Source organism: Catellatospora sp. NPDC049133 (assembly GCF_040648455.1).
Lineage (GTDB): Bacteria > Actinomycetota > Actinomycetes > Mycobacteriales > Micromonosporaceae > Catellatospora > Catellatospora aurea.
This window is the reverse complement of sequence record NZ_JBEZDT010000061.1, coordinates 16,564-34,830: the sequence shown is the minus strand read 5'-3', so window position 1 is coordinate 34,830 and position 18,267 is coordinate 16,564. Positions and strand designations below refer to the sequence as shown.

22 protein-coding genes are annotated in these 18,267 nt (G+C 72.0%); 4 read left to right on the top strand and 18 right to left on the bottom strand.

The genetic code is table 11. The features are described from left to right. Positions 1-283: 283 nt before the first annotated feature. Entirely contained in the window at positions 284-1,045 is a 762-nt protein-coding gene (locus tag AB0B35_RS40235) for a methyltransferase domain-containing protein (protein WP_361056626.1), read from the bottom strand. 249 nt (positions 1,046-1,294) lie between these two features. Here AB0B35_RS40235 and AB0B35_RS40230 point away from each other — a divergent pair, with 249 nt between their 5' ends. Next, positions 1,295-1,855 (top strand): dihydrofolate reductase family protein, encoded by a 561-nt coding sequence (locus AB0B35_RS40230; protein ID WP_361056623.1) that lies wholly within the window; start codon positions 1,295-1,297, stop codon positions 1,853-1,855. A 9-nt stretch (positions 1,856-1,864) separates the two neighbouring features. Here AB0B35_RS40230 and AB0B35_RS40225 read toward each other — a convergent pair whose 3' ends face one another. Genes AB0B35_RS40225 through AB0B35_RS40195 form a run of 7 tightly spaced genes read right to left on the bottom strand, consistent with a single transcriptional unit; the run spans position 1,865 to position 7,994 of the window. Then, the gene (locus AB0B35_RS40225; RefSeq protein ID WP_361056620.1) at positions 1,865-2,905 is read right to left on the bottom strand and encodes a GNAT family N-acetyltransferase; all 1,041 of its coding nucleotides are present in this window, start codon (positions 2,903-2,905) and stop codon (positions 1,865-1,867) included. Continuing rightward, positions 2,902-4,032, bottom strand: a complete 1,131-nt coding sequence (locus AB0B35_RS40220; RefSeq protein WP_361056617.1) for a DUF3419 family protein — start codon at positions 4,030-4,032, stop codon at positions 2,902-2,904. The genes AB0B35_RS40225 and AB0B35_RS40220 overlap by 4 nt, the downstream gene beginning before the upstream one ends. Further along, positions 4,016-5,059, bottom strand: a complete 1,044-nt coding sequence (locus AB0B35_RS40215) for an SDR family oxidoreductase (RefSeq protein ID WP_361056614.1) — start codon at positions 5,057-5,059, stop codon at positions 4,016-4,018. The genes AB0B35_RS40220 and AB0B35_RS40215 overlap by 17 nt, the downstream gene beginning before the upstream one ends. Then, positions 5,056-5,937, bottom strand: coding sequence for a hypothetical protein (locus AB0B35_RS40210; protein WP_361056610.1), 882 nt, complete (start codon positions 5,935-5,937; stop codon positions 5,056-5,058). The genes AB0B35_RS40215 and AB0B35_RS40210 overlap by 4 nt, the downstream gene beginning before the upstream one ends. Next, positions 5,934-6,176 carry a hypothetical protein gene (locus tag AB0B35_RS40205; protein WP_361056607.1) on the bottom strand — a complete coding sequence of 81 codons (243 nt, stop codon included), beginning with the start codon at positions 6,174-6,176 and terminating at the stop codon, positions 5,934-5,936. The genes AB0B35_RS40210 and AB0B35_RS40205 overlap by 4 nt, the downstream gene beginning before the upstream one ends. Further along, positions 6,166-7,047 carry a diiron oxygenase gene (locus tag AB0B35_RS40200; RefSeq protein ID WP_361056605.1) on the bottom strand — a complete coding sequence of 294 codons (882 nt, stop codon included), beginning with the start codon at positions 7,045-7,047 and terminating at the stop codon, positions 6,166-6,168. The genes AB0B35_RS40205 and AB0B35_RS40200 overlap by 11 nt, the downstream gene beginning before the upstream one ends. Then, positions 7,044-7,994, bottom strand: coding sequence for a 3-oxoacyl-[acyl-carrier-protein] synthase III C-terminal domain-containing protein (locus AB0B35_RS40195; RefSeq protein WP_361056602.1), 951 nt, complete (start codon positions 7,992-7,994; stop codon positions 7,044-7,046). Before AB0B35_RS40195 ends, AB0B35_RS40200 begins: the two co-directional genes overlap by 4 nt. 184 nt (positions 7,995-8,178) lie before the next feature. Between AB0B35_RS40195 and AB0B35_RS40190 the strand changes: the two genes are divergently transcribed. Then, complete coding sequence (locus tag AB0B35_RS40190; RefSeq protein ID WP_361056599.1) at positions 8,179-8,799, top strand: GPP34 family phosphoprotein; 621 nt, start codon at positions 8,179-8,181, stop codon at positions 8,797-8,799. A 143-nt stretch (positions 8,800-8,942) separates the two neighbouring features. Beyond that, positions 8,943-9,662, top strand: coding sequence for a hypothetical protein (locus tag AB0B35_RS40185; RefSeq protein ID WP_361056596.1), 720 nt, complete (start codon positions 8,943-8,945; stop codon positions 9,660-9,662). 43 nt (positions 9,663-9,705) lie between these two features. On the opposite strand, the gene AB0B35_RS40180 is transcribed toward AB0B35_RS40185, so the two are convergent. Continuing rightward, on the bottom strand, positions 9,706-10,764 hold the full coding sequence (locus AB0B35_RS40180) for a hypothetical protein (RefSeq protein ID WP_361056594.1): 1,059 nt from the start codon (positions 10,762-10,764) through the stop codon (positions 9,706-9,708). Positions 10,765-10,774: 10 nt separating this feature from the next. Continuing rightward, positions 10,775-11,359, bottom strand: coding sequence for a sugar O-acetyltransferase (locus tag AB0B35_RS40175; protein ID WP_361056591.1), 585 nt, complete (start codon positions 11,357-11,359; stop codon positions 10,775-10,777). 73 nt (positions 11,360-11,432) lie between these two features. Here AB0B35_RS40175 and AB0B35_RS40170 point away from each other — a divergent pair, with 73 nt between their 5' ends. After that, on the top strand, positions 11,433-12,077 hold the full coding sequence (locus AB0B35_RS40170) for a methyltransferase domain-containing protein (RefSeq protein ID WP_361056588.1): 645 nt from the start codon (positions 11,433-11,435) through the stop codon (positions 12,075-12,077). Here AB0B35_RS40170 and AB0B35_RS40165 read toward each other — a convergent pair. The 8 genes from AB0B35_RS40165 to AB0B35_RS40130 all read right to left on the bottom strand — a co-directional run bounded on the left by AB0B35_RS40165 (position 12,074) and on the right by AB0B35_RS40130 (position 18,243). Further along, positions 12,074-12,343: a BlaI/MecI/CopY family transcriptional regulator gene (locus tag AB0B35_RS40165; protein ID WP_361056585.1), complete on the bottom strand. Its 270-nt coding sequence runs from the start codon at positions 12,341-12,343 to the stop codon at positions 12,074-12,076. The genes AB0B35_RS40170 and AB0B35_RS40165 overlap by 4 nt on opposite strands. 100 nt (positions 12,344-12,443) lie before the next feature. After that, on the bottom strand, positions 12,444-13,970 hold the full coding sequence (locus tag AB0B35_RS40160; protein ID WP_361056582.1) for a histidinol-phosphatase: 1,527 nt from the start codon (positions 13,968-13,970) through the stop codon (positions 12,444-12,446). A gap of 58 nt (positions 13,971-14,028) precedes the next feature. Further along, the gene (locus AB0B35_RS40155) at positions 14,029-14,724 is read right to left on the bottom strand and encodes a M23 family metallopeptidase (protein WP_360527996.1); all 696 of its coding nucleotides are present in this window, start codon (positions 14,722-14,724) and stop codon (positions 14,029-14,031) included. Positions 14,725-15,022: 298 nt separating this feature from the next. After that, on the bottom strand, positions 15,023-15,772 hold the full coding sequence (locus AB0B35_RS40150; RefSeq protein WP_361056579.1) for a hypothetical protein: 750 nt from the start codon (positions 15,770-15,772) through the stop codon (positions 15,023-15,025). Beyond that, positions 15,765-16,292, bottom strand: coding sequence for a SigE family RNA polymerase sigma factor (locus AB0B35_RS40145; protein ID WP_361056576.1), 528 nt, complete (start codon positions 16,290-16,292; stop codon positions 15,765-15,767). Before AB0B35_RS40145 ends, AB0B35_RS40150 begins: the two co-directional genes overlap by 8 nt. A gap of 13 nt (positions 16,293-16,305) precedes the next feature. Next, a complete protein-coding gene (locus AB0B35_RS40140; protein ID WP_361056575.1) occupies positions 16,306-16,998 on the bottom strand; it encodes a hypothetical protein in 693 nt (230 codons plus the stop codon). A 173-nt stretch (positions 16,999-17,171) separates the two neighbouring features. Continuing rightward, on the bottom strand, positions 17,172-17,690 hold the full coding sequence (locus AB0B35_RS40135; protein WP_361056572.1) for a hypothetical protein: 519 nt from the start codon (positions 17,688-17,690) through the stop codon (positions 17,172-17,174). 28 nt (positions 17,691-17,718) lie between these two features. Next, positions 17,719-18,243 carry a hypothetical protein gene (locus tag AB0B35_RS40130; RefSeq protein ID WP_361056569.1) on the bottom strand — a complete coding sequence of 175 codons (525 nt, stop codon included), beginning with the start codon at positions 18,241-18,243 and terminating at the stop codon, positions 17,719-17,721. Between the last annotated feature and the right edge of the window lie 24 nt (positions 18,244-18,267).

Here is an 18,267-nt window from a genome sequence, read left to right as displayed (position 1 = left end):
CATCACCACACCCCCGCACACCGGCCAATCAGGACTGACATGAGCCTACGACCCGCCCCTGACACAACCGCCACCCACGACAACGCCCAGCATCCGCCACCCGGCCACACCGCCACCAGGGCGAACCAAATGCAGTCACGCTCAGCTAACCCGACCAACAGTTCACACCCTCATCGGGATCGCCTCCAGCGGCCCGGTCACCGTCCTGGTCGGCCAGGAGCCGTTCGAGACGGTCGAACTGGCCCGGATCTGGGCGGGCCGCCGGTAGCCGCACACCGGAGCCTCACGATTCGGCGATCACGACATAGAACGTGAAGCCCGCCAGCACGGGACCGTGGGCCAACCGCTGCAACCACGGTTCGGCATCGGCCTCGCTCAGCACGCCCGCCTGCACCGCGCGGGCGGCGTTGCGGCGCAGGCCGAGGATCTGATCCGCCGTGTCGAAGTCGCGGAACAACGCCGCCACCGGTTCGACCGACCTGATCCGGTAGCCGGCCTGCAGGCACAGCCGGACCAGCTCTCGGCCGAGCGTCGGATTGCGTACCTGTCCTGCGACGAAGCGCGCGAATCGCCGACTGGTGTCGAGATCCTCGTCGGCGACGGCCAGGGTGTCCCAGTCCGGCTCGGCAATGCCGAACAGCCCGCCCGGCCGCAGTGCCCGGCGAACCTCCCGCACCGCCTTTGCCGGATCGGCCACGTGCTGCAGGACCCGGTCCACCTTCGCGCGATCGATGCTGCCGTCGGGTAAGGGCAGCTCGTGGACGTCACCCAGCAGCAGTTCCACGTTCGGCCGGTGAGCCAGACGGCGACGCGCCTCGTCCAGCATCCGAGGGTCCTGGTCCACGCCGACGACCGAACCTGCCTCGCCCACGGCGTCAGCAAGCCGGGCGAGGTCCGTCCCCGGACCGCATCCGACGTCCACCGCTGCCTGTCCTGGCAGTACGTCAAGCGAGGCGACCAGACGCCGCTTGTAGTCCAAGCCCACCACCGTGCCTGCGGCCGCATCCATGTACGCGATCCGATCCGGCGCTGCCGTCTGATTCATCCGCGCACCGAACCACAAGCGCACCGGTGAACGGTGAACGATCGGTGGAGATGCCGGCGAGATTCGGTGTGGGCGGCGTCAGCGAAGCCGCGCGGACGACCGAACGGTCAGCCGGCACCGGTGGCGGTGAAGCCGCCTCGGTTCCGGCTGCCCTGGCCGAACCACGCCCCTGCGGAGGTAGACGGGCAGAATGTCGGCCCCATAACGAAAACTGGACCGCGCTCGTTTCGGAGATCAAGGAGCGGTGAGATGCGCAAGCTGATAGCGACGGTGTTCAACTACTCCCTCGACGGCCTGCTCGCCGACGAGGGCACCGACTTCTGGGACTTCTGCTTCGGCATACCGGAGAACAGCCGGCCCGACGACCCGGCCCACCTGGACTTCCTCCGGGGCGCGTACGCGCACGTCATGGGCCGCAGCGCCTACGAGGGCATCAAGGCCGGCATGACCACGGCCACCGACCACCCGTTCTCACCCATCCTGACCGACGGCCGCAAGATCGTCTTCTCGCGGACGCTGCAGACGGCCGACTGGACCAACACCACCATCGCCTCCGGCGACACGGCAGCCGAGGTGGAGAAGCTACGGGACGGCGACGGCTACGTGGTGGTCTGGGGCGGCGTACGCCTCTGGCGTTCCCTGCTGCAGCTCGACCTCGTCGACGAGCTGTGGGTGTCGCTGTATCCCTACCTCGCGGGCGAGGGCACCCGCCTGTTCGACGGCACACCACGGTCCTACGGGCTCGAACTCATCTCCAGCACCGCCAGCGCCGGCGGCATCGTCGAGCTGCGCTACCGCCGCCGGCGCTGACCCGACGGCCTACACCGTGGCGATCTCGAAGTGCACCGGCGTGCCCCGGTCGGCCGGCCCGCCCAGCACCAGCAGGTCGACGTCGGTGGGCTGGGCCCGCAGGCCGGTCAGCGCCTGGCTCAGCGGATCGCGGACGTCCAGGCCGACCGTGAGGAACGAGTGCAGCCCGTGCAGCCGGTTGCAGGCGTGCCTGAGCAGGAAGCTCAGCGTCGCCGCGTCCGGCGCGCACGGGTTGGCCACGGTGCGGTAGCTCAGTTCCCCACCCGTGCGCGGCAGGCGGGGCGCCCGCAGCAGCGGGGCCGCGGCGTTGAACGCGACCCGCACCGCCGCCATCCGGGGCGAATAACCGGTGACCCGCATCTGCTTGATGCCGTGCTGGTCCCACAGGCCGACGAACCCGGCGAGCTGCCCGCCCGGCCGCCGGGCCAGCAGGTACTCCAGTCCCGGCCGGGCCGGCGGGAACGAGTCGCAGACCGGCGCGAACTGGCGGGACGCGGCCACCCGGTGCCACAGCTCGACCATGTCGGGCTCGTCCGCCGGTTCGGCCACCGACACGGTCAGCCCGCTCGGCGGGATGCGGCGGCGGGTCAGCAGGTCGATGCTGTGCGACCTGATGGTGGCCCGGCGGCGCACCCCGGGTTCGACCTGCCGGCGCAGCATCTCGACGGCGTCGTTGCCGGCCAGGACCGTGCCGATCAGCGGCGCGTCCGGGCCGGCCAGCTCCCGGGCGGCGACCTGCGCCCACCGCGCCAGGACGCGGGCGGCCCCGCGCCGCCGATGAGCGGGATGGACCTTGAGATCGCCGACGTATCCGAGCAGGGCCGGGCGGCCGTCGACGAAGGCGGGTCGCCGGGCGGCCGCCACGCAGGCGATCGGGCCGTCGTCGCCGTCGACGACCCCGACCCGCCAGCCGTCACCGGCGATCCGGTTGAGCGCGAAGAAGTCGGGCCGCCGGTCGACGCACAGCGCCAGGTCGCCCTCCATCGCGCAGCGGCTCGCCAGGTCGACCAGCGCCGCGTTGTCCTCCGGCCGGGCGTCGCGGACCTTCACGCCGCCACCTCGCAGAGCGCGAAGCGCCGCTGGCACAGGCTGCGGTCGGTGCGCATCAGCTGCTCGCCCCGCGCCCGGTCCTCCCGTATGGCGTCACGCCAGCGCGGCGGCACCTCGGTCCAGCCGACGAAGTTGCGGAAGACCAGCCGGGCCCCTGGCCGGGCGGTGCGGACGATCTCGGCGAACAGTTCGTCGATCTGGTCCGGGGTCAGCCATTCGCAGATGTTGGACAGGGCGAAGCCCGCCATGCTGGCGTCCGGCCGCGCCCGCAGATAGTCGGTGAACGCGCCGTCGACCAGGCTGAGGCCGTCCACCGGCACCTTCGCGCTCAGGTACGGCGGCAGGCAGTTCGCCGGGTAGCGGCCGGTGAGCAGGTGGTGCAGGAAGTAGTTGCCGCTGATGTCCAGATCGGTCAGCGTGTGCTCGGCGACCTGGCGGAAGTGCCGGGCGTAGCTGGGGTCCTCGACGTGGGCGAAGAACCGCTCGTCGTAGGTGCGCCGCAGCACCAGCCGGTTGCACAGTGCTTGGAACAGCAGCCGCCAGCCGGCGGTGTCCCACTCGCGGCGGTAGAACTCCCGCTGCTCGCCGAGGGTCCGCAGGCTCAGCAGCGTATCGATCCGGTGGCTGGGGTGGATCACCCGCAGGGACCGCGCGATGAGGCGCATCAGCCGTTCGGTGACCCCGGCCTGCAGCACTCCGGCATCGATCGCCTGCGGGTGCGCGTCCCAGTGGCCGCGAGCCCCGGGCGTGAGCGCGTCTCTCACCTGGCCGTACGCCTGCCGCCGCAGGGCCGCGGCCATGGGTGCGCCGCCCAGCAGCCCCAGCGCCGAACCGGGTTCGAGTCCGGCGATCGCGGCTGCCTTCAGTTCCACGAGGTGGTTCTGGGTGCGGTTGACGTCGACGCCGACGACCTCGGCCGCACCGGCGGCCAGCAGCGACAGAGCCGTGCAGCCGGCCGAGCTCACCACTGCGATCGGCCCGTTCCACCGCCCGGCGAAGGCGGCGATCTCCAGTTTCGGGTCCTCCCGGACCTGGGCGAAGAACAGCCGGTCGTCGACGGCGCCGGGCAGTTCGGTTCGCCGTACCTGCGGCTGTGCCTGCTGTGGCAGGTCAGTGTGCTGCGACACGGAAGCTCCTCTCGATCAGGTCGGCGCACGCCGCCTCGATCACGGCCGTGGCGTCCTGGGCCTGGTAGCCGGGCCACGCCGCCCGCAGGCGGTCGGTCCGGAAGTGTTTGGGCAGGTAGAGCTGTTCGGCGAAGGGTGCGACGGAACCGAGTGCGGGTTGCAGCGAGCCACCGCGCAGCCGCCGGGCGGCCTGAGCCATGTCGTGGAAACTCGCCCGGTCGCACGGGATCGGGCGGGGCAGCATGCGCCGGCGGAAGCCCGGGTCCCGCTCGAACACCCCGAAGGCGGTGTCGATCGCGGTGCCGAGGGAGACCGGGCCGCCGCAGAGCTGGTAGATCCCCGGTGGCGCGGTGAGCAGGGCCGTCACGCCGGCGACGGTGAACTCGGCCGTGGCCAGGCTCAGCGGCGTCGCGGGGTCGCCGGGCAGCAGTGTCAGCAGCCCGGAGTGGTAGAGCCGCATCGTGTGGTGGAACGCGTTGTACTGCGCCACCTCGCCGCCGTCGTCCTCGGCGATCACCGTCGGCAGGCGCACCACCGTCACCGGCAGCCCCGGCGGGTCGAGCAGGCACTCCTCGGCCGCCCACTTCGACCACTCGTAGTGGTTGACGAACCCGGCGTCGTCGTGGCGGGTCTCGTGGACCTCGCCCCGACGCCGGCCCGCGCTGTACAGGGTGGACAGCAGCATCAGCCGATCGAGCCGGTCGCAGCGCTGCGCGAACTCGCGTACGCGGGCCGTCCCGGACGCGTTGACCCCGTCGGCGGTGTCCCGGCTGACGTCGAAGCGGATGACGGCGGCGGCATGCACGACCCGCGTGACGGACCGCGGGTCCACCTGCGCGAACGGATCCGCGTCGCGCAGGTCGACCGGCACGACCGAGGCGTCGGTGACCTGGGCCAGCCGCGCCCGTTTGCGGTCGAGTTCGGCCCGGTCGGCGCACCGCACCGCCAGGATCAGGTCCTCGCCGGCGAGCGCGGCCACGATGCGTCGTCCCAGGTAGCCGTCGGCTCCGGTGATCAGCGTGGTCATCGGGCCGCCGCCTGCCCGGCCGCGGCGAGCAGGTCCGGCCAGCCGCCCGGCTCGGTGCCGTGCCGGTCGACCAGGGCGTACAGCCATCGCTCGACCCCGAAGGCGAGGCACGCGGTGGTGGCCGGGGCCCCGTCGCGGGCGATGCCGTACGCCGACCCGAAGTGGTCGTGGTGCAGGTTGACCGAGCCGAGGGCCAGCGAGCCGCCGTACGTCGCCTCGTGTTTCACCGGCTGGATGCGTTGCAGCAGGTGGCCCGGGTGGCGTTCGGGGCGGAAGAACGGGTCCGTCGCCGGTGTCCAGTCCAGTGGCAGATCGATCAGCAGGGTGAAGCGGTCCACGACCGCGCGGGCATCGGCCAGAAAAGACACGGACTCCTCGGCCGTGCCCAGGCACACGATCTCCCGCATGGCGAAGGTCCACTGCCGACGCAGCGGCTCGTACCTGGGCTCACGCCGGAAGCAGGTGTTGCGGGTGGTGACGTACGTGGCCGCGGGCAGCTGCTCCCCCTGGCGTGCGTGGTAGACGTGGTAGCAGGCCGCCGGGGTGAGCACCGCGGTCACCGGGGCCGTGCGGGTCAGCGCGACCGCCCCGTCCCGGTCCAGCACCGGGCCGTCGGTGAACGCGGCGAGGTTGGCGTCGGCGGAGTCGAGCGCGGTCGCGAAGGTGACCTGGTGCGGGAAGGACCGCAGGTGCCCGCGCAGGGCCGAGGCGGGCAGCGTCGCCGGGTACGCCTCCTCGCGGCAGCGCCACCGGTTCGCGAGGCGCCGGAAGGCGCGGTCGCAGCCGTCGGCGAGCGCGAGCAGCGGCCCGGTGAGCCCGGCCTGGCCGCTGGGGTCCCAGCGCAGCCCGAGCCCGGTCAGGTCGGTGATCGTGTTCACGGTCTGCCCCCGAAACTCGCCATCATGGCGTCGATGCCGTCGAAGTCGCCCATCCGCAACTGCTCCACGTCGATGGGGGCGCCACGCAGCCGCTCCAGCAGGATGATCAGCTCCGGCAGGTGTACCGACCGCAGCACGCGCAACGTGAACAGCGGCATGTCGTCGGTGACGGCGACCTGGCCCGCGTGCCGTCGAACGAAAGTCCGCAGCTCCGCGCGGATCTCAGTGTCAGAACGCATCAGCCGGCTCCTCCGTGAGCACACCCGCGGTCGCCAGGAAACGCAGGCAGTCCGCCGACACCCGCCGCCGGTGGGCCCGCTGGGCGGGCGCGGACCAGGCCGTCTCGGCCAGCTCCCACGGGTCGTCGAGCCCGGCGTCGGCGTACACGTCGGGGTGGTAGTACCCGCGCCAGGTCGCGGTCACGAACCGGCCGAGGTCGTCGCGGATCTCGGCGACGGTCCGCGCATCCCACTGCCCCGCCTGCCACAGGGCCGTCACGAGCCGGCGGCCGAACACCAGGTGCCGGGCCTCCTCGCGATGGTGGTTGTCGTTGATGAAGCGGGCCAGCGGATGCAGCCGAACGTCGCGGGCCTGGACCCGGTTGTAGTGGTCCACGATCTCCTCGAAGATCAGCGTCTTGGCGAAGAACAGCAGGTCGTCGACGTCGCGCGGCCGGTCGGTGCCGAACGGGGCCTGCCGGCTGCGGTGGACCCGCGCGTACCGGGTGCAGAAGCCGCCGAAGTAGACGCTGTGCTTGTTCTCCTCGTCCAGGAAGTGGTGCAGGTAGCCGGCGGAGCCGGCCAGGTCGCTGCGGTATAGCCGCGCCGCCAGGCCCTGGATCAGCGCCTTCTCGCCGTGGATGTTGAGGCTGAAGAAACCGGCCGCCTCGTGGAACGCGACCCGGCGGCGGGCCGTGTCGTCCAGGCCCTCCCACACGGGTGTGCCGTGCAGGCTCACGTACTCCGGCGTGCCGTACCAGTCGCGGTCGGGATCCACTGCCGAGGGCCAGTCGACCAGGGTGTACGGGTTCTGGTGCGCTCGGGCCGACAGCCGGCTGAGCCGGTCCGCGGTCTCCGACACCTGCGCCAGCGCGGTCGCCAGGGCGCTCATCGCCCCACCACCTCCAGCACCGCGCACTGCCAGTTGAGCCCGAAACCGGCCATCGGCAGGGCGATCCGCTGCCCCGGCCGGACCCGGCCCGAGTCGAGCAGCGCCGACAGGTTGACGAACGGGTCGGCCGAGATGACGTGCCCGACGTCGGGCAGGGTCGGCGCCCATACCCGGGCGTGGTCGACGCCGAGCAGCCGGGCGAGGATCTGCCAGGCCTTGTCGTTGGTGTTCTGGGTGACGACCCAGTCCAGTTCGGCCGGGGCCAGCCCGACCCGCGCGGCGGCCTCCCGGACCAGCCGGTGCGTGTAGGCGAAGTAGGTGCCGACGGTCTCGTCGTCGCCGGCCCGGCCCAGACCGCCGTTGGTGATCTGGTGCACGGTCAGCAAGCGGCACACATCCGGCTCCCGCCCGACCACGCAGGCCGCGGCCCCGTCCGAGATGAGGTTGTACGCCTGCTCGTACCACGCCCCGGCGGGGAACCGGTCGGCGGTCACACACAGCACCCGCCGCCAGGACGGCTCGGTCGTCAGCAGCGCGCCCGCCACCCGCAGCGCCCCGAGCGCGCCGGTGCAGGCCTGCTGGTGCAGCCCGACCACGATCGCCCGGGACAGGCCGAACTCGGCCTGCAGGCGGCCGGCCGGGAAGTCCATCAGCTCCTTGACGTCGCGGACCGGCGCATTGCCGGTATCGCCGCCGCCCGGCAGGCAGGTGGCGTAGACGATCGCGTCGACGTCGGCCAGGCCGCCGCGTGCCGCGATCTCCGCGACCGCCGCACGGGCCAGGTCGTACGCGGTGTCGTCGGGTTCGCAGGTGTGGTGCCACCGGAAACCGGCCGCCTCCAGGTCCTCCGGAGCCGACCGGAGCAGTCCCGCCTCGGCCGACTCGCGTAGATGTCGCTTCCGCGCACCGAGTGCGTGGGCGAATGATCCGATATAGAGCCCGTCCATGGATCCCATGCTGGTCGCGGCAGGTCGGCCGCGCATGAGCGCACGTACTCAGATCCCGCTAGGTCGATCACCCGATGCGCCTGAGTCGCGGGACGCCTCGTGACGACAGCATCCGGAAAGTGATATCACTATGATACCGTCATGGCGGCCGACCACCGTAACCACGTCAGATGGAGTGCTGGCCATGGGAATGCCCCTCACCTCACAGGTCTACCTACTGGCCTACAACACCGACAAAGGCAAACTGACCTGCAACGGCTACCTCGGTTACGTGCTGCGCGCCGCCGCGCTCACCGAACTGTGCCAACTCGGCGCACTGTCCGATGCCGATGGAAAGCCGCGTGCGACGAACACCAAGGTCACCGATCCGGTGCTGGCCGAGGTGCTGCACGAGATCGCATCCGCGGCCAAGCCGAAGAAGTGGTCCTGGTGGGTGCACCGCGGCCAGACCCCCATGTTCCGCGCGGTCCAGCAGCGACTGGCCGACGACCGCGTCATCACCACCGAGCGCTACCGCATCCTGGGGATCTTCCCCGCCACCAGGGTCAAGATCCACGAGCATCGCACGGTGGCCCGGCTGCGCTCCACCGTCAGCCACGCCCTCCACGGGGGCACCGCCGATCCGCTCGACGCGGCACTGACCGCGCTGGCCGCGACCGGTGAGATCCGCATCGCCATCAGCCGTGCCCAGGTGCGCCAGCACGCCAAACGCCTGGAGTCCCTCACCCGGCAGGCAGGCCCCGCATTGCCCGCGCTGCGCAAGGTGATCCGCGACCACCACGCCGCCAACGAATCGACCGGCTGAGGAATCGCCCACGGGTCGGGGTCGCCGCACCGGGCGCTCGCCGGCTCTGGCGGCGGGACCGCGCAGCTGGTTCAACCTGGGACCGTAGGGGGCGGCGCAACGGGTAAGGTGCGGCATCCCTCACGGATCACAGGAGTACAACCTTGAACCGCCTCGTACCACTGGCCGTCGCCGCCGTCATGTTCGCAGGCGGCTGCAGTGCTGCCGCACCGGACGCACCAGCCGGGTCCTCGGCGCCGTCGGTCTCCCCCACGGCCGCCGCGCCGTCGCCGACGCCCTCCTTCAGCCCCTACCAGCTCATGGAAACGGCCATGATCACTGATGAGCTCCTGCTCTCGGTGGTGAAGCAGCCCGGCCGGCAAGAACGCGCGGTCGATGACCACTGGTGGAAGGGCTTCCCCGCCGGCATCGTGACCGCCTGCGGCGAGCGTCCCGCCTCTGCCAAGGCAGATGCGGACGATGCCCTGACCCACGTCCGGTCCTGGATCGTCGCCGCGGACCAGTCCGCCGAGAACTTCTGGGTCGTCGCTCAGGAAGTCCTCGTGCTGCCGAAGGAGAAGGCCGAGGACGTCGTCGCCAAGGCCGAATCCCTACTGGCGAATTGCAAGTCATACCGTGAGGACAGAGTCACCCACGCCAAGACCGCGATCCGGGACCTCGACATGAAGTCGACCGTCTACCGCGCCACAGCCGCCTGCTTCATCAACAGCGCGGACAAGAAGGTGCATTGCTCCATGTACTTCGGGCGCGGGAGTGTGGCTGTCGTCATCCGCATCTATGGTCTGGACCAGAAGTCGACCGAGGCCCTGGCAAAAGACGTCAAGTCGGCCGTCGAGCTCCAGCTCGCCCAACTGCCGGCATGAGCACACCGGCCACCGGCTCGCCCGGCGGCCGGTGCCTTCACCCTCAGCCGACCCGCGCGGGCAGAGCGCAGCGGCTCAGCCAGGCGGCGGCCTCCGGTGCGGGCAGCTCGCCCTCGAACTCGATCCCAGGTTCCAGGTACGGGTAGACGCGGGCGGTCTTCCAGCTGCGTTCCACGGTCGGCGGGTCGATGACCACCACCCGCACCCCGTCGACGGCGGCGATGTCGGCGGGAATGCCGTTCCAGACCCACTCACCGGCGGCGTCGTTCAGGATGATCGTGCCCGTCACAGGTTCGTCCAGCTCGATCGTCTCGCCGAAGGAAGCCGCGAGGAGTTCACTGTCGGCGGGCCGCCGACCAGGCAGCCGACCCGGCGACTCCGGCCCGATCAGCAGCCCGGCGAGCAGGGTGTGCAGCTGCCGGTGGTCGCCGACACCGGTCAGCCGCAGCCGGAAGCCCCGGCCTGTCTCCCGGTGCAGCACGATCAGCGGCTCGTCGTCGAGCACGTGCAGCAATCCGTGCAGGAAGTGCGCCTGCTCGACGAAGCGCCGGGCCACCCCGACCAGCTCGGTGAGGCGCTCGCGCTGCGGGAGTGCCGCCCGGACCGGCCGGTACTGCGCCAGGAACAGCACCGGCTGCACCCAGGCGCCCACGAACGCCCAGGCCTCGGCCAGCTCGATCGCCTGATCCTTGGCCACGCCGCGACGGCACGCCACATCGACGAAGCGCTGCATGTCCGCGACGGCCTCGTGCTCGCGCGCGGGCCTCGGCACCGGCCGGCCGATGAGCTGGTCCCAGGACATGTTGAACACGAACGTGTTGTCCATTGCCTGGCAGGCCCGTTCGACGAACACGGGCAGCAGCACGGTGACGTCGCTGCCGTGCAGGCACAGGTTGGCCGCGACCCGGGCGAGCATTGCCCCGAGGCTCAACGGCATCGTCTCGACCAGCGGCCGGATGCGTTCCAGCGCGGCGTCGACCTGCTCCCGGGGCGCGGACGCCCCGACGTTGATGATGCCGCTCAGCGCTTCGTCGTACGCCTTGAGATCCAGCGTCTTGGCCGCTGCGGACAGCGCGTCGGTGTACTGCACCAGGGTTCGCACGGCGCGAATGCTACCGGGGCGGGCTCGCCGACGGTGTCCGCAGACGCTTGCGCTCGACGATGCTCGTCGCCGTCACGACGCTCAACGGCGGCACGTCCTTCGCGACGACCGCACCCGCGCCGACGACCGAGCCGCGCCCGATCGTCACGCCGGGCGTGACCGTGGCCGCGGCCCCGATCCACACGTCGTCCTCGATGACGATCGGCGCATGGGTGATGTAGTCGAAGCGTTCGTCGACCTCGACCGGGTGCCCGGCCGTGCTCAGCGTGACGCCCGGTCCGATCAGGATGCGGTCGCCGATGGTGATGCCCCCGAAATCGAGGAAGTAGCAGCCCTGGTTGATGAAGACGCGCTCCCCGAACGACGCGCCGAGCCCGTAGTCGCAGTAGAACGGGGGCAGGATCGACAGCGAGTCAGGCACGGGCCCGCCGAAGATCTCGGTGAGCACCGCCCTGCGCGCGTCCAGGTCGTCGAACGGCAGCAGGTTCAGGCGCGCGCTCAGACCCATGGCCACCTGTACGCGATCGGCGAAGGCCCGCGATTCGGGCGTCCTGGTCGGCAGGCGTTGCTCGTTGCGCACGGACGATTCTGGCACGGCCGACCTCACCGGCGGTCCGGGCGTGCGGACGGGATCACCTCGATCCGGGCCGGGCACTACTGTCGTACACATGGTCGAAAACGATGCCCTCACCGCCACCCGAGACGGTTACGACGCTGCTGCCGTCGCCTATTCGCAGCTGTTCAACTCGCTGCAGGACAGGCCCCTGGACAGCGCGATCCTGGCCGCCTTCGCCGGGTTCGTGCGCATGACCGGGGACACCAGGGTCGCCGACCTGGGATGCGGGCCTGGCTACATCACCGCTCACCTGCACGAGCTGGGATTGACAACGGTAGGGATCGACCTCTCTCCGGTGATGATCACGCTGGCTCGGCAGACCTACCCGGACCTGCGGTTCGACGTGGGCTCGATGGCCGCGTTGGACATCGCGGACGGCACGCTCAACGGCGCGGTGTCGCGCTGGTCCATCATTCACACGCCGCCGCACGAGGTCCCCGCCATCCTGGACGAGTTCCACCGGGTGCTGGCACCCGGCGGCCACCTTCTGATCGGCTTCTCGGCCAGCGACGATCCGTCCCACCCGACGCAGATCTTCGATCACTCCGTCGCGCCGGCCTACCGGTGGTGGCCCGACCACCTCGCCGCGCTGCTGCGCAAGGCCGGGCTGGCCGAGGTGGGCCGGATGGTGCGCGAACCCCAGCCTGAGGACAAGCGGCAGTTCCAGGAGGTGCAGCTGATCGCCCGCAAGGCCTAGGCCGAGGCCCGGGTGGATTCCGCGGTCGCGTCGGCCTCGCTGCGCACCGGTTCGTAGGCGTGTGCTCTGCCTGCCCGGTTGCGGCGTACCAACTGCTTGTCCACGAGCCGGATCAGGATCGTCTGCACGGTGTTGTACGCGGGAGCCGGGACCAGCCGGGTCTGCACCTCGGCCGGGGTCATGGACCGGCCCGCCGCCCACAGGACGCTCCTCACCTGGCTCTCCAGCTCACCCGCGGCGCGTCTGCGCCCGTCGCCGTCGTTCATGTCAGACCCCCACGCGGTGGTGTCGTCGGGGCCGCCACGCGGTCCCACCCGGGACAACGACGGTGGGGCCGAACTGTTCTAGGTGCTCCGCGCCGCGGTGTCAGCCGGTGACGGCGACGAACACCGGGTTGGTGTAGAACCACAGGTCCTGCCAGGGGTCGGCGTCGCCGGTCGGGTCGGGCCTAGGCTCGATCGAACCGGGCGCGCTGTGCTTGCCGTCGGTGCCGCGCAGTCTGACGTAGAACGGCCGGCGCACGTCGGTGAACCGGTGGACCAGCCGCACCGGCCCGCGATCGGCGTCGAACGACTCCACGACCCGGGTCTGCGGCGCGGTCTGCGTCTGCGGCTCGGCCGGGCCGGTGACCGGACCGGCGATGACGTCGACGCGGCGCAGGCGGGGCCGGTCTCCGTTGGGGTTGTCGGCCGACGCCGGGGTGATCGTGGCCCGCAGCTCCACGCTGTCGCCGCGGGAGACGACGGCGACCTCGCCGAGGGTCGCCCGCCGCGGGCCGACCGCCACCTCCACCGCATCGAGCAGGTGGCCGTGGTCGACCCAGACCCTGCCGTCGCGCAGCCCCCGCATCACCGCGAGCGCGCCGTCGCCGGCGACGCCGACGTGGGTGCGGCTGTACTGGCCCGGCCACAGTCCGCCGGCCGGGCCGGGGCTGTCGTCGAGCACCGGGTCCGGGTAGGAGCCGTCCTCGGTGGGGCCGCCGCCGGAGCGCCAGCGCTGCCCGTACACCTTGTGCGCGTCGGAGCTGGCCGTGATCCACCAGGGCAGGCCCTCGGCGAGCATCGCGTCCCACATCCCGCCGACGGTCGCGGTCATCCAGTCGAAGCCGCCCAGGGTCCGGTTCGCCTCCGCCGGGTAGCCGGCGTACGAGGTCCGCGTCGGCCGCCGCCCGTACCCGCCGCGGTCGCCGCCGACTCCTCCGTCGTCGGCGGGTATCCCGTTGGCCTGCCCGCCGGGCGCGCCCTCCATTCCGATCACCAGCGGGTGCGCGTCGCGCAGCCGCCGCAGCTCGGCCGGGCTGTACGCGCCGGACCGGCTGGGATGGTTGAGGATGCACAACGCCATCGGGGTGTCCCCGGCATCGACCTGCGCGCCCAGCCGGCGCAGCGCCCCGACGGCCGCCGTGTGCCCGTCGGGACCGGACCCGTGGCCTGCCAGCTCGGCGTCGAAGCGGGACTCGAAGTCCGCGAGCAGCGCGGCTTCGTGCCGGCCGGGCGCGGTGAACAGCGTCGCGTGTTCGGCTCCCGGCACCCGCCATTCGATGCCCTGGAACAGATGCAGGTGCGGGTAGCGCTCACGCAGCACCGCGAGATCGGCCGCCGACCGGGCCAGCCCGTGGCGGGCGTGCGCCGGGCCGGGATGGTCGGTGATCACGAGCCAGCCCAGCCCGTAGCCGGCGGCTGCCTGCACGTGCTGCTCGACGCGGTAGGGCGCGTCGGGACTGCCGCTGTACTTGGTGTGCACGTGGTGGTCGCCGGCGGTCCAGCGCAACCCTGGCTCCGCTGCCCGTGCCCGGGAAGGGACCAGGCCGGCCAGGCCTGCCGCGGCGCCGGCGGCGAGCAGCGCCCGGCGGCGCAGGGGGCGGGACGTGGAAGCGCTGAGCTGCTGGGACACCCCTCAGAGGTATCCGATCAGCGCCTGCCATGCGCGGCGGCGCGCCGAGTTCGGCGGGTCAGCCGCCGTAGATCTGCTCGATCTCCAGGTCGTAGTCGACGCCGCGCGTCTTGAACCAGGTGAGCGGGTTCTGCGCGACGCCGTTTACGTGCACCTCCAGGTGCAGGTGGGTGCCGAAGGAGTGTCCGGTGTTGCCGAGCCGGGCGATGATGTCGCCGGCCTTGACCTGCTGTCCGACCTTGACCAGCACCTTGCTGGAGTGGCCGTAGAGGGTGCGCACCCCGTTGCCGTGGTCGATGATCACCGAGTTGCCGTAGCCGCCGTTCCAGCCCGCCTGCACCACGGTGCCGCTGTGCACCGCCGCGAACGGCGTCCCCTCGGGCAGGCCGGCCAGGTCCAGGCCCTGGTGCAGCCGGCCCCAGCGCATGCCGAAACGGGAGGTGAGGTTGTAGTTGCGCATCGGCAGCACCCAGGCGTCGGGCGCCTGGGCGATCGAGGTGCTCAGCGGTCGGTCGGCCCGGTCGGCCCGGTTGGCGACCAGCTCACGCGCTTCGTCGGAGGTCAGGTCGACGCCGGCGAGACCGGCCTCGGCCTTGGCGTCGTCGAGCGCCGCACCCGATCCCAGAGCGACGACGCCCGCACCTGCCAGGGCGGTGGCCAGGACTGCGGCGTAGCGGCGGCGCGAGGGCTGCCGCACCCGGCGACGTCCGCGGTACTGATCACCTTCGCGGGACACCTGGGGCCGGTACTGCACGCGTGCACACTCCGTCGGTAGGCACCGGTGGCCCGCCCCGTCCGGGTTTCACCTATGTCGCATGTAGGACGCGGGCAACGGTAGTCACCCCCACCCGATCCCACAAGCCCGCTACCGGTCAGCGCCCCGTGACCTTCCGTAGCGTCCCGCGACCGCGTCGACCACGAGGAACCCGAGCAGGGGCCAGCCGAGCAGCGGAATCGCCCAACCCACGGCGGCTGCGGCCGCCATCGCGAGCACAAGCGCGGGGACGGGCAGTTGCCGCCAGGCGCCCCGGTCCGGTGGCGCGCCGAGCCGATCAGCCGACCGGACCGTCGGCCTGGCCCCGGATGATGAAGGTCAGCGGCGTGCCCTTGCCGGGCGCGACCGCGGTCACGCTCGAACCGGTCAGCTCCAGCGCCCGGCCGCCGAGCACCACCTCAAACGGCGCGGCACGTCCGTTCAGGACGACCCGCTGCCGCTCGTCGGCGGCGTCGCAGGCGACGATGGCCAGCCGGTCTCCGTCGCGCTGCGCGCAGCCCTGTTCGCCCCCGGCCCCGGCCTTGCCGGTCTTGAGTTGGTACTGCTCGGCGCCGGGAGAGAGCGGGACGAGCGCGAACAGCGCCCCGTCGGTCGCGGCCTCCTCCCCCGTCGCCGCCAAGGTCCCGTCCGGCAGCGCCGTCAGCAGCGGGTAGCCGCCGGTCCTCGTCGCCTGCAGCCACACCGCCAGATCCTGGGTCGGCACGCCGTCTCCGGGCACCGCGGACGGGTCGACCTTCGGCACGACCACCGACGGTGACGGGGAGGGCGACGGCGACGGCGACGCCGACACGGGTGCGCTCGCCACAGGTTCGGGCTCCGCGCCGGAGCCGCTCTGCGTCGCGTACACCCCGGCGAACACCGCGACCACAGCCAGGCTGCTCGCGGCGGCCGCCAGCCGCCCGTTGCGCCGCCGCCGCTCGCCCCGGCGCCGGGCCTGCTCGGGCGTGCCCAGCCGACCGATCCGGGCACCGTGTTCGCCGAGCACGGCCAGGTGCCGGTCCAGGCCCGTCTCGTCGCGCTCAGCCATTGCCGTTCTCCTTCCGTGTGGTCGTTTCCGTGCGATCCGGGCCCGGCAGGTCGTCCAGCCAGCCCGCCAGCGCCCGCCTGCCCCGCAGCAGCCTGGCCTTGATCGTGCCCACCGGTGCGCCGACCTCATCGGCGACCTCGGCCACGCTCAACCCGACCAGGTGGTGCAGGACGATCGCCCGCCGCTGGTCGGCGGGGATCTGCCGCAGCGCATGGACCAGCGCGACGTGGTCCGGCCCGAGACCCGCCACGTCCTGGTCGGGCGTGGCGCGATGGTGGGCGCGCAGCCGGTTGACCGCCTTGCGCCACGCGCTGATCGCGATCCGCGACGCCGTACGGCGCACCCACGCCTCCGGGCTGTCGCAGTCCCGTACCTGCCGCCATCGCTGCCACGCCCGCGCGTACGCCTCCGCCACCGCGTCCTCGGCCTCGGCCCGGCTGCCGGTCATCGTCCACAGCTGCCCGAGCACCCGCCACGACGTCGCGGCGTAGAAGGCGTCGAACTCGTCGACGTCGGACATCAGCACCCCACCACTACGGCCACTGGCCGACCGGGCCGGCCGGAACGAACCGGAACCGGGTCTTCGCGGCGGCGCTGCCCGCCTTCACGAGCGACACCTTGCCGTCCTTGCTGACCTCCACCCGGTATCCCCCGACGACGACCTCGAACGTCGCCGCGCCGGATGCGTCCGCGCCCCGCGCCACCAGCGTGACCTTCTGCGCCCCGGCCGCCGCGTCACACGCCACGGCGTGCAGGACACCGGCCTCGATCCCCACGCACAGCGGCTCGCCGCCCACGCGCAGCCGCGCTGTCTTCAGCAGGTACACCTTCGCCCCCGGCGACAGGGGCACCAGCGCGAACTGCTCGCGCTCGCCGGTGTCCGCGCCACCGGGATACGTGCCGATCCGGCCACTCGCGGTCACGGTCAGCACCGGGTCCTCGATCCGGTCGACCGCCCGCAGCAGGATCGCCTGGTCCCGACCCGGCACACCGCCGCGCGGCGGCGACGCCGCGGGCCTGCTCGGCACGACGGCCGAAGCCGTCGGCGACGGCGACGGCGACGGCGACGGCGACGGCGTTGCCGACGCCGACGCGCCCACCATGCCGGCGTCCTGAGGGTCCACCGCGCCGCTCTGCGCCGGCGGCTTCGCGCACCCGGCGGCGACTCCCAGCAGCACGACGCCCAACGAGCATCGCGCGATCCACCGCGCCCTCGTGTGTTCCATCTCTGATTCCCTCCGCCATCGACGTGCTCCGTCCGGAGCGCACCAATGACGTCTGACCCCTCGGCCCGGACGCATGCCTTCGATGAGTCCCACGTCACACCGGGGCCGTGTCCGCTGCCGTTCGCTGAACCGTAGACCCGCAAACCGCCGTCGACCAGCGGTTTCGCGGTAACTCAGCCAGCGAAGAGATCGCCCTGGTCGGCCTCGCCGATCGCGGCGCCGCTGTGCGAGGGCGCCGGGCGGACCGCCACAGGGGCCGAGAACAACCGTCGGCCGGACGCGTCCTTGCGGCTGCTCACCTCGCATGTCGCCAGCCGGACCGGCAGCGCGGGCACGGCGAACGGCCCCGTCCCCCAGCGCAACCACACCGCGACCCGGCCCTCAGCCGCCTCGGCGGCGAGTTTCTCCAGGGTCCGCCTGCGCTCGGACTGGTCGATCTCCACCACGATCGGCGGCAGGCCCGACCTGGCCACACCCACATCCACCCAGGAGTGCCGGTCCTCGTAGGGCGGGGGCAGCTTCACCACACTGCGGGCGCGCCGGTACACCCGCCACTCCTGGGCTGTCCCCCACGCCAGCACGGCCTCGGTCAGCAGATCGGTGACCTGGTCGGCGTCACGATCGATGAACGAGACAGCAGCCAGCCACGCCTGCAACGAGGCCGCGACCGCGTCCGCGTCGTCGTCCACCACCCGCCCACCCTATTACGGCGCCGCCCGCCTACCTCCCGGCGCTGTCCTTCGGCGCTGCCCACCGTTCCAGCACCAGATACGCGATCGGCGGAACGTGTGAGTCCTCCACGTACAGGGACAGGTGGTTCTCGTCGTACTCGGCCCGGTACACCTTCGCCGAACTGCTGACGCGCCACTCGTACTCCGCCGGGGCCGAGGGGTCCTCCCACTCCGCCGGCAGCAGGCCGTACGCGGCGCGAAAGGTGTCCAGGCATGTCACCGGCGCGGTGAAGCGCAGGTACAGCTCGTTGATCGGCTCCTGCAGGTTGCCGTACCGCAGGTCGGCCACACCGCAGGGCAGGTCGACGCCGTAGATCGGAAGCAGGTCCTCCTCCAGGTCGTCGTCGCCCCGGGAGATGTGGAAGAACCCGTCGGCGTGCGGGTACTGCCGGTCCTCGCCGAACCACGTCCAGGGCCTGGCGGACGGGCAGCACCCGAGCAAGGCCGCGAGCACGAGCGCGGTGACGACAGCCCAGGTGGGAACGCGTGGGAGCGTCGCACGATCGGTTGGCACGCCGGGACGGTACCGGCGCCGAAG

Excerpts from the sequence above, each read along its gene's own strand:
- AB0B35_RS40235 (WP_361056626.1), bottom strand. The coding sequence starts at position 1,045 with ATGAATCAGACGGCAGCGCCGGATCGGATCGCGTACATGGATGCGGCC.
- AB0B35_RS40230 (WP_361056623.1), top strand. The coding sequence starts at position 1,295 with ATGCGCAAGCTGATAGCGACGGTGTTCAACTACTCCCTCGACGGCCTG.
- AB0B35_RS40215 (WP_361056614.1), bottom strand. The coding sequence starts at position 5,059 with ATGACCACGCTGATCACCGGAGCCGACGGCTACCTGGGACGACGCATC.
- AB0B35_RS40205 (WP_361056607.1), bottom strand. The coding sequence starts at position 6,176 with ATGCGTTCTGACACTGAGATCCGCGCGGAGCTGCGGACTTTCGTTCGA.
- AB0B35_RS40200 (WP_361056605.1), bottom strand. The coding sequence starts at position 7,047 with ATGAGCGCCCTGGCGACCGCGCTGGCGCAGGTGTCGGAGACCGCGGAC.
- AB0B35_RS40195 (WP_361056602.1), bottom strand. The coding sequence starts at position 7,994 with ATGGACGGGCTCTATATCGGATCATTCGCCCACGCACTCGGTGCGCGG.
- AB0B35_RS40190 (WP_361056599.1), top strand. The coding sequence starts at position 8,179 with ATGGGAATGCCCCTCACCTCACAGGTCTACCTACTGGCCTACAACACC.
- AB0B35_RS40170 (WP_361056588.1), top strand. The coding sequence starts at position 11,433 with ATGGTCGAAAACGATGCCCTCACCGCCACCCGAGACGGTTACGACGCT.
- AB0B35_RS40165 (WP_361056585.1), bottom strand. The coding sequence starts at position 12,343 with ATGAACGACGGCGACGGGCGCAGACGCGCCGCGGGTGAGCTGGAGAGC.
- AB0B35_RS40150 (WP_361056579.1), bottom strand. The coding sequence starts at position 15,772 with ATGGCTGAGCGCGACGAGACGGGCCTGGACCGGCACCTGGCCGTGCTC.
- AB0B35_RS40145 (WP_361056576.1), bottom strand. The coding sequence starts at position 16,292 with ATGTCCGACGTCGACGAGTTCGACGCCTTCTACGCCGCGACGTCGTGG.
- AB0B35_RS40140 (WP_361056575.1), bottom strand. The coding sequence starts at position 16,998 with ATGGAACACACGAGGGCGCGGTGGATCGCGCGATGCTCGTTGGGCGTC.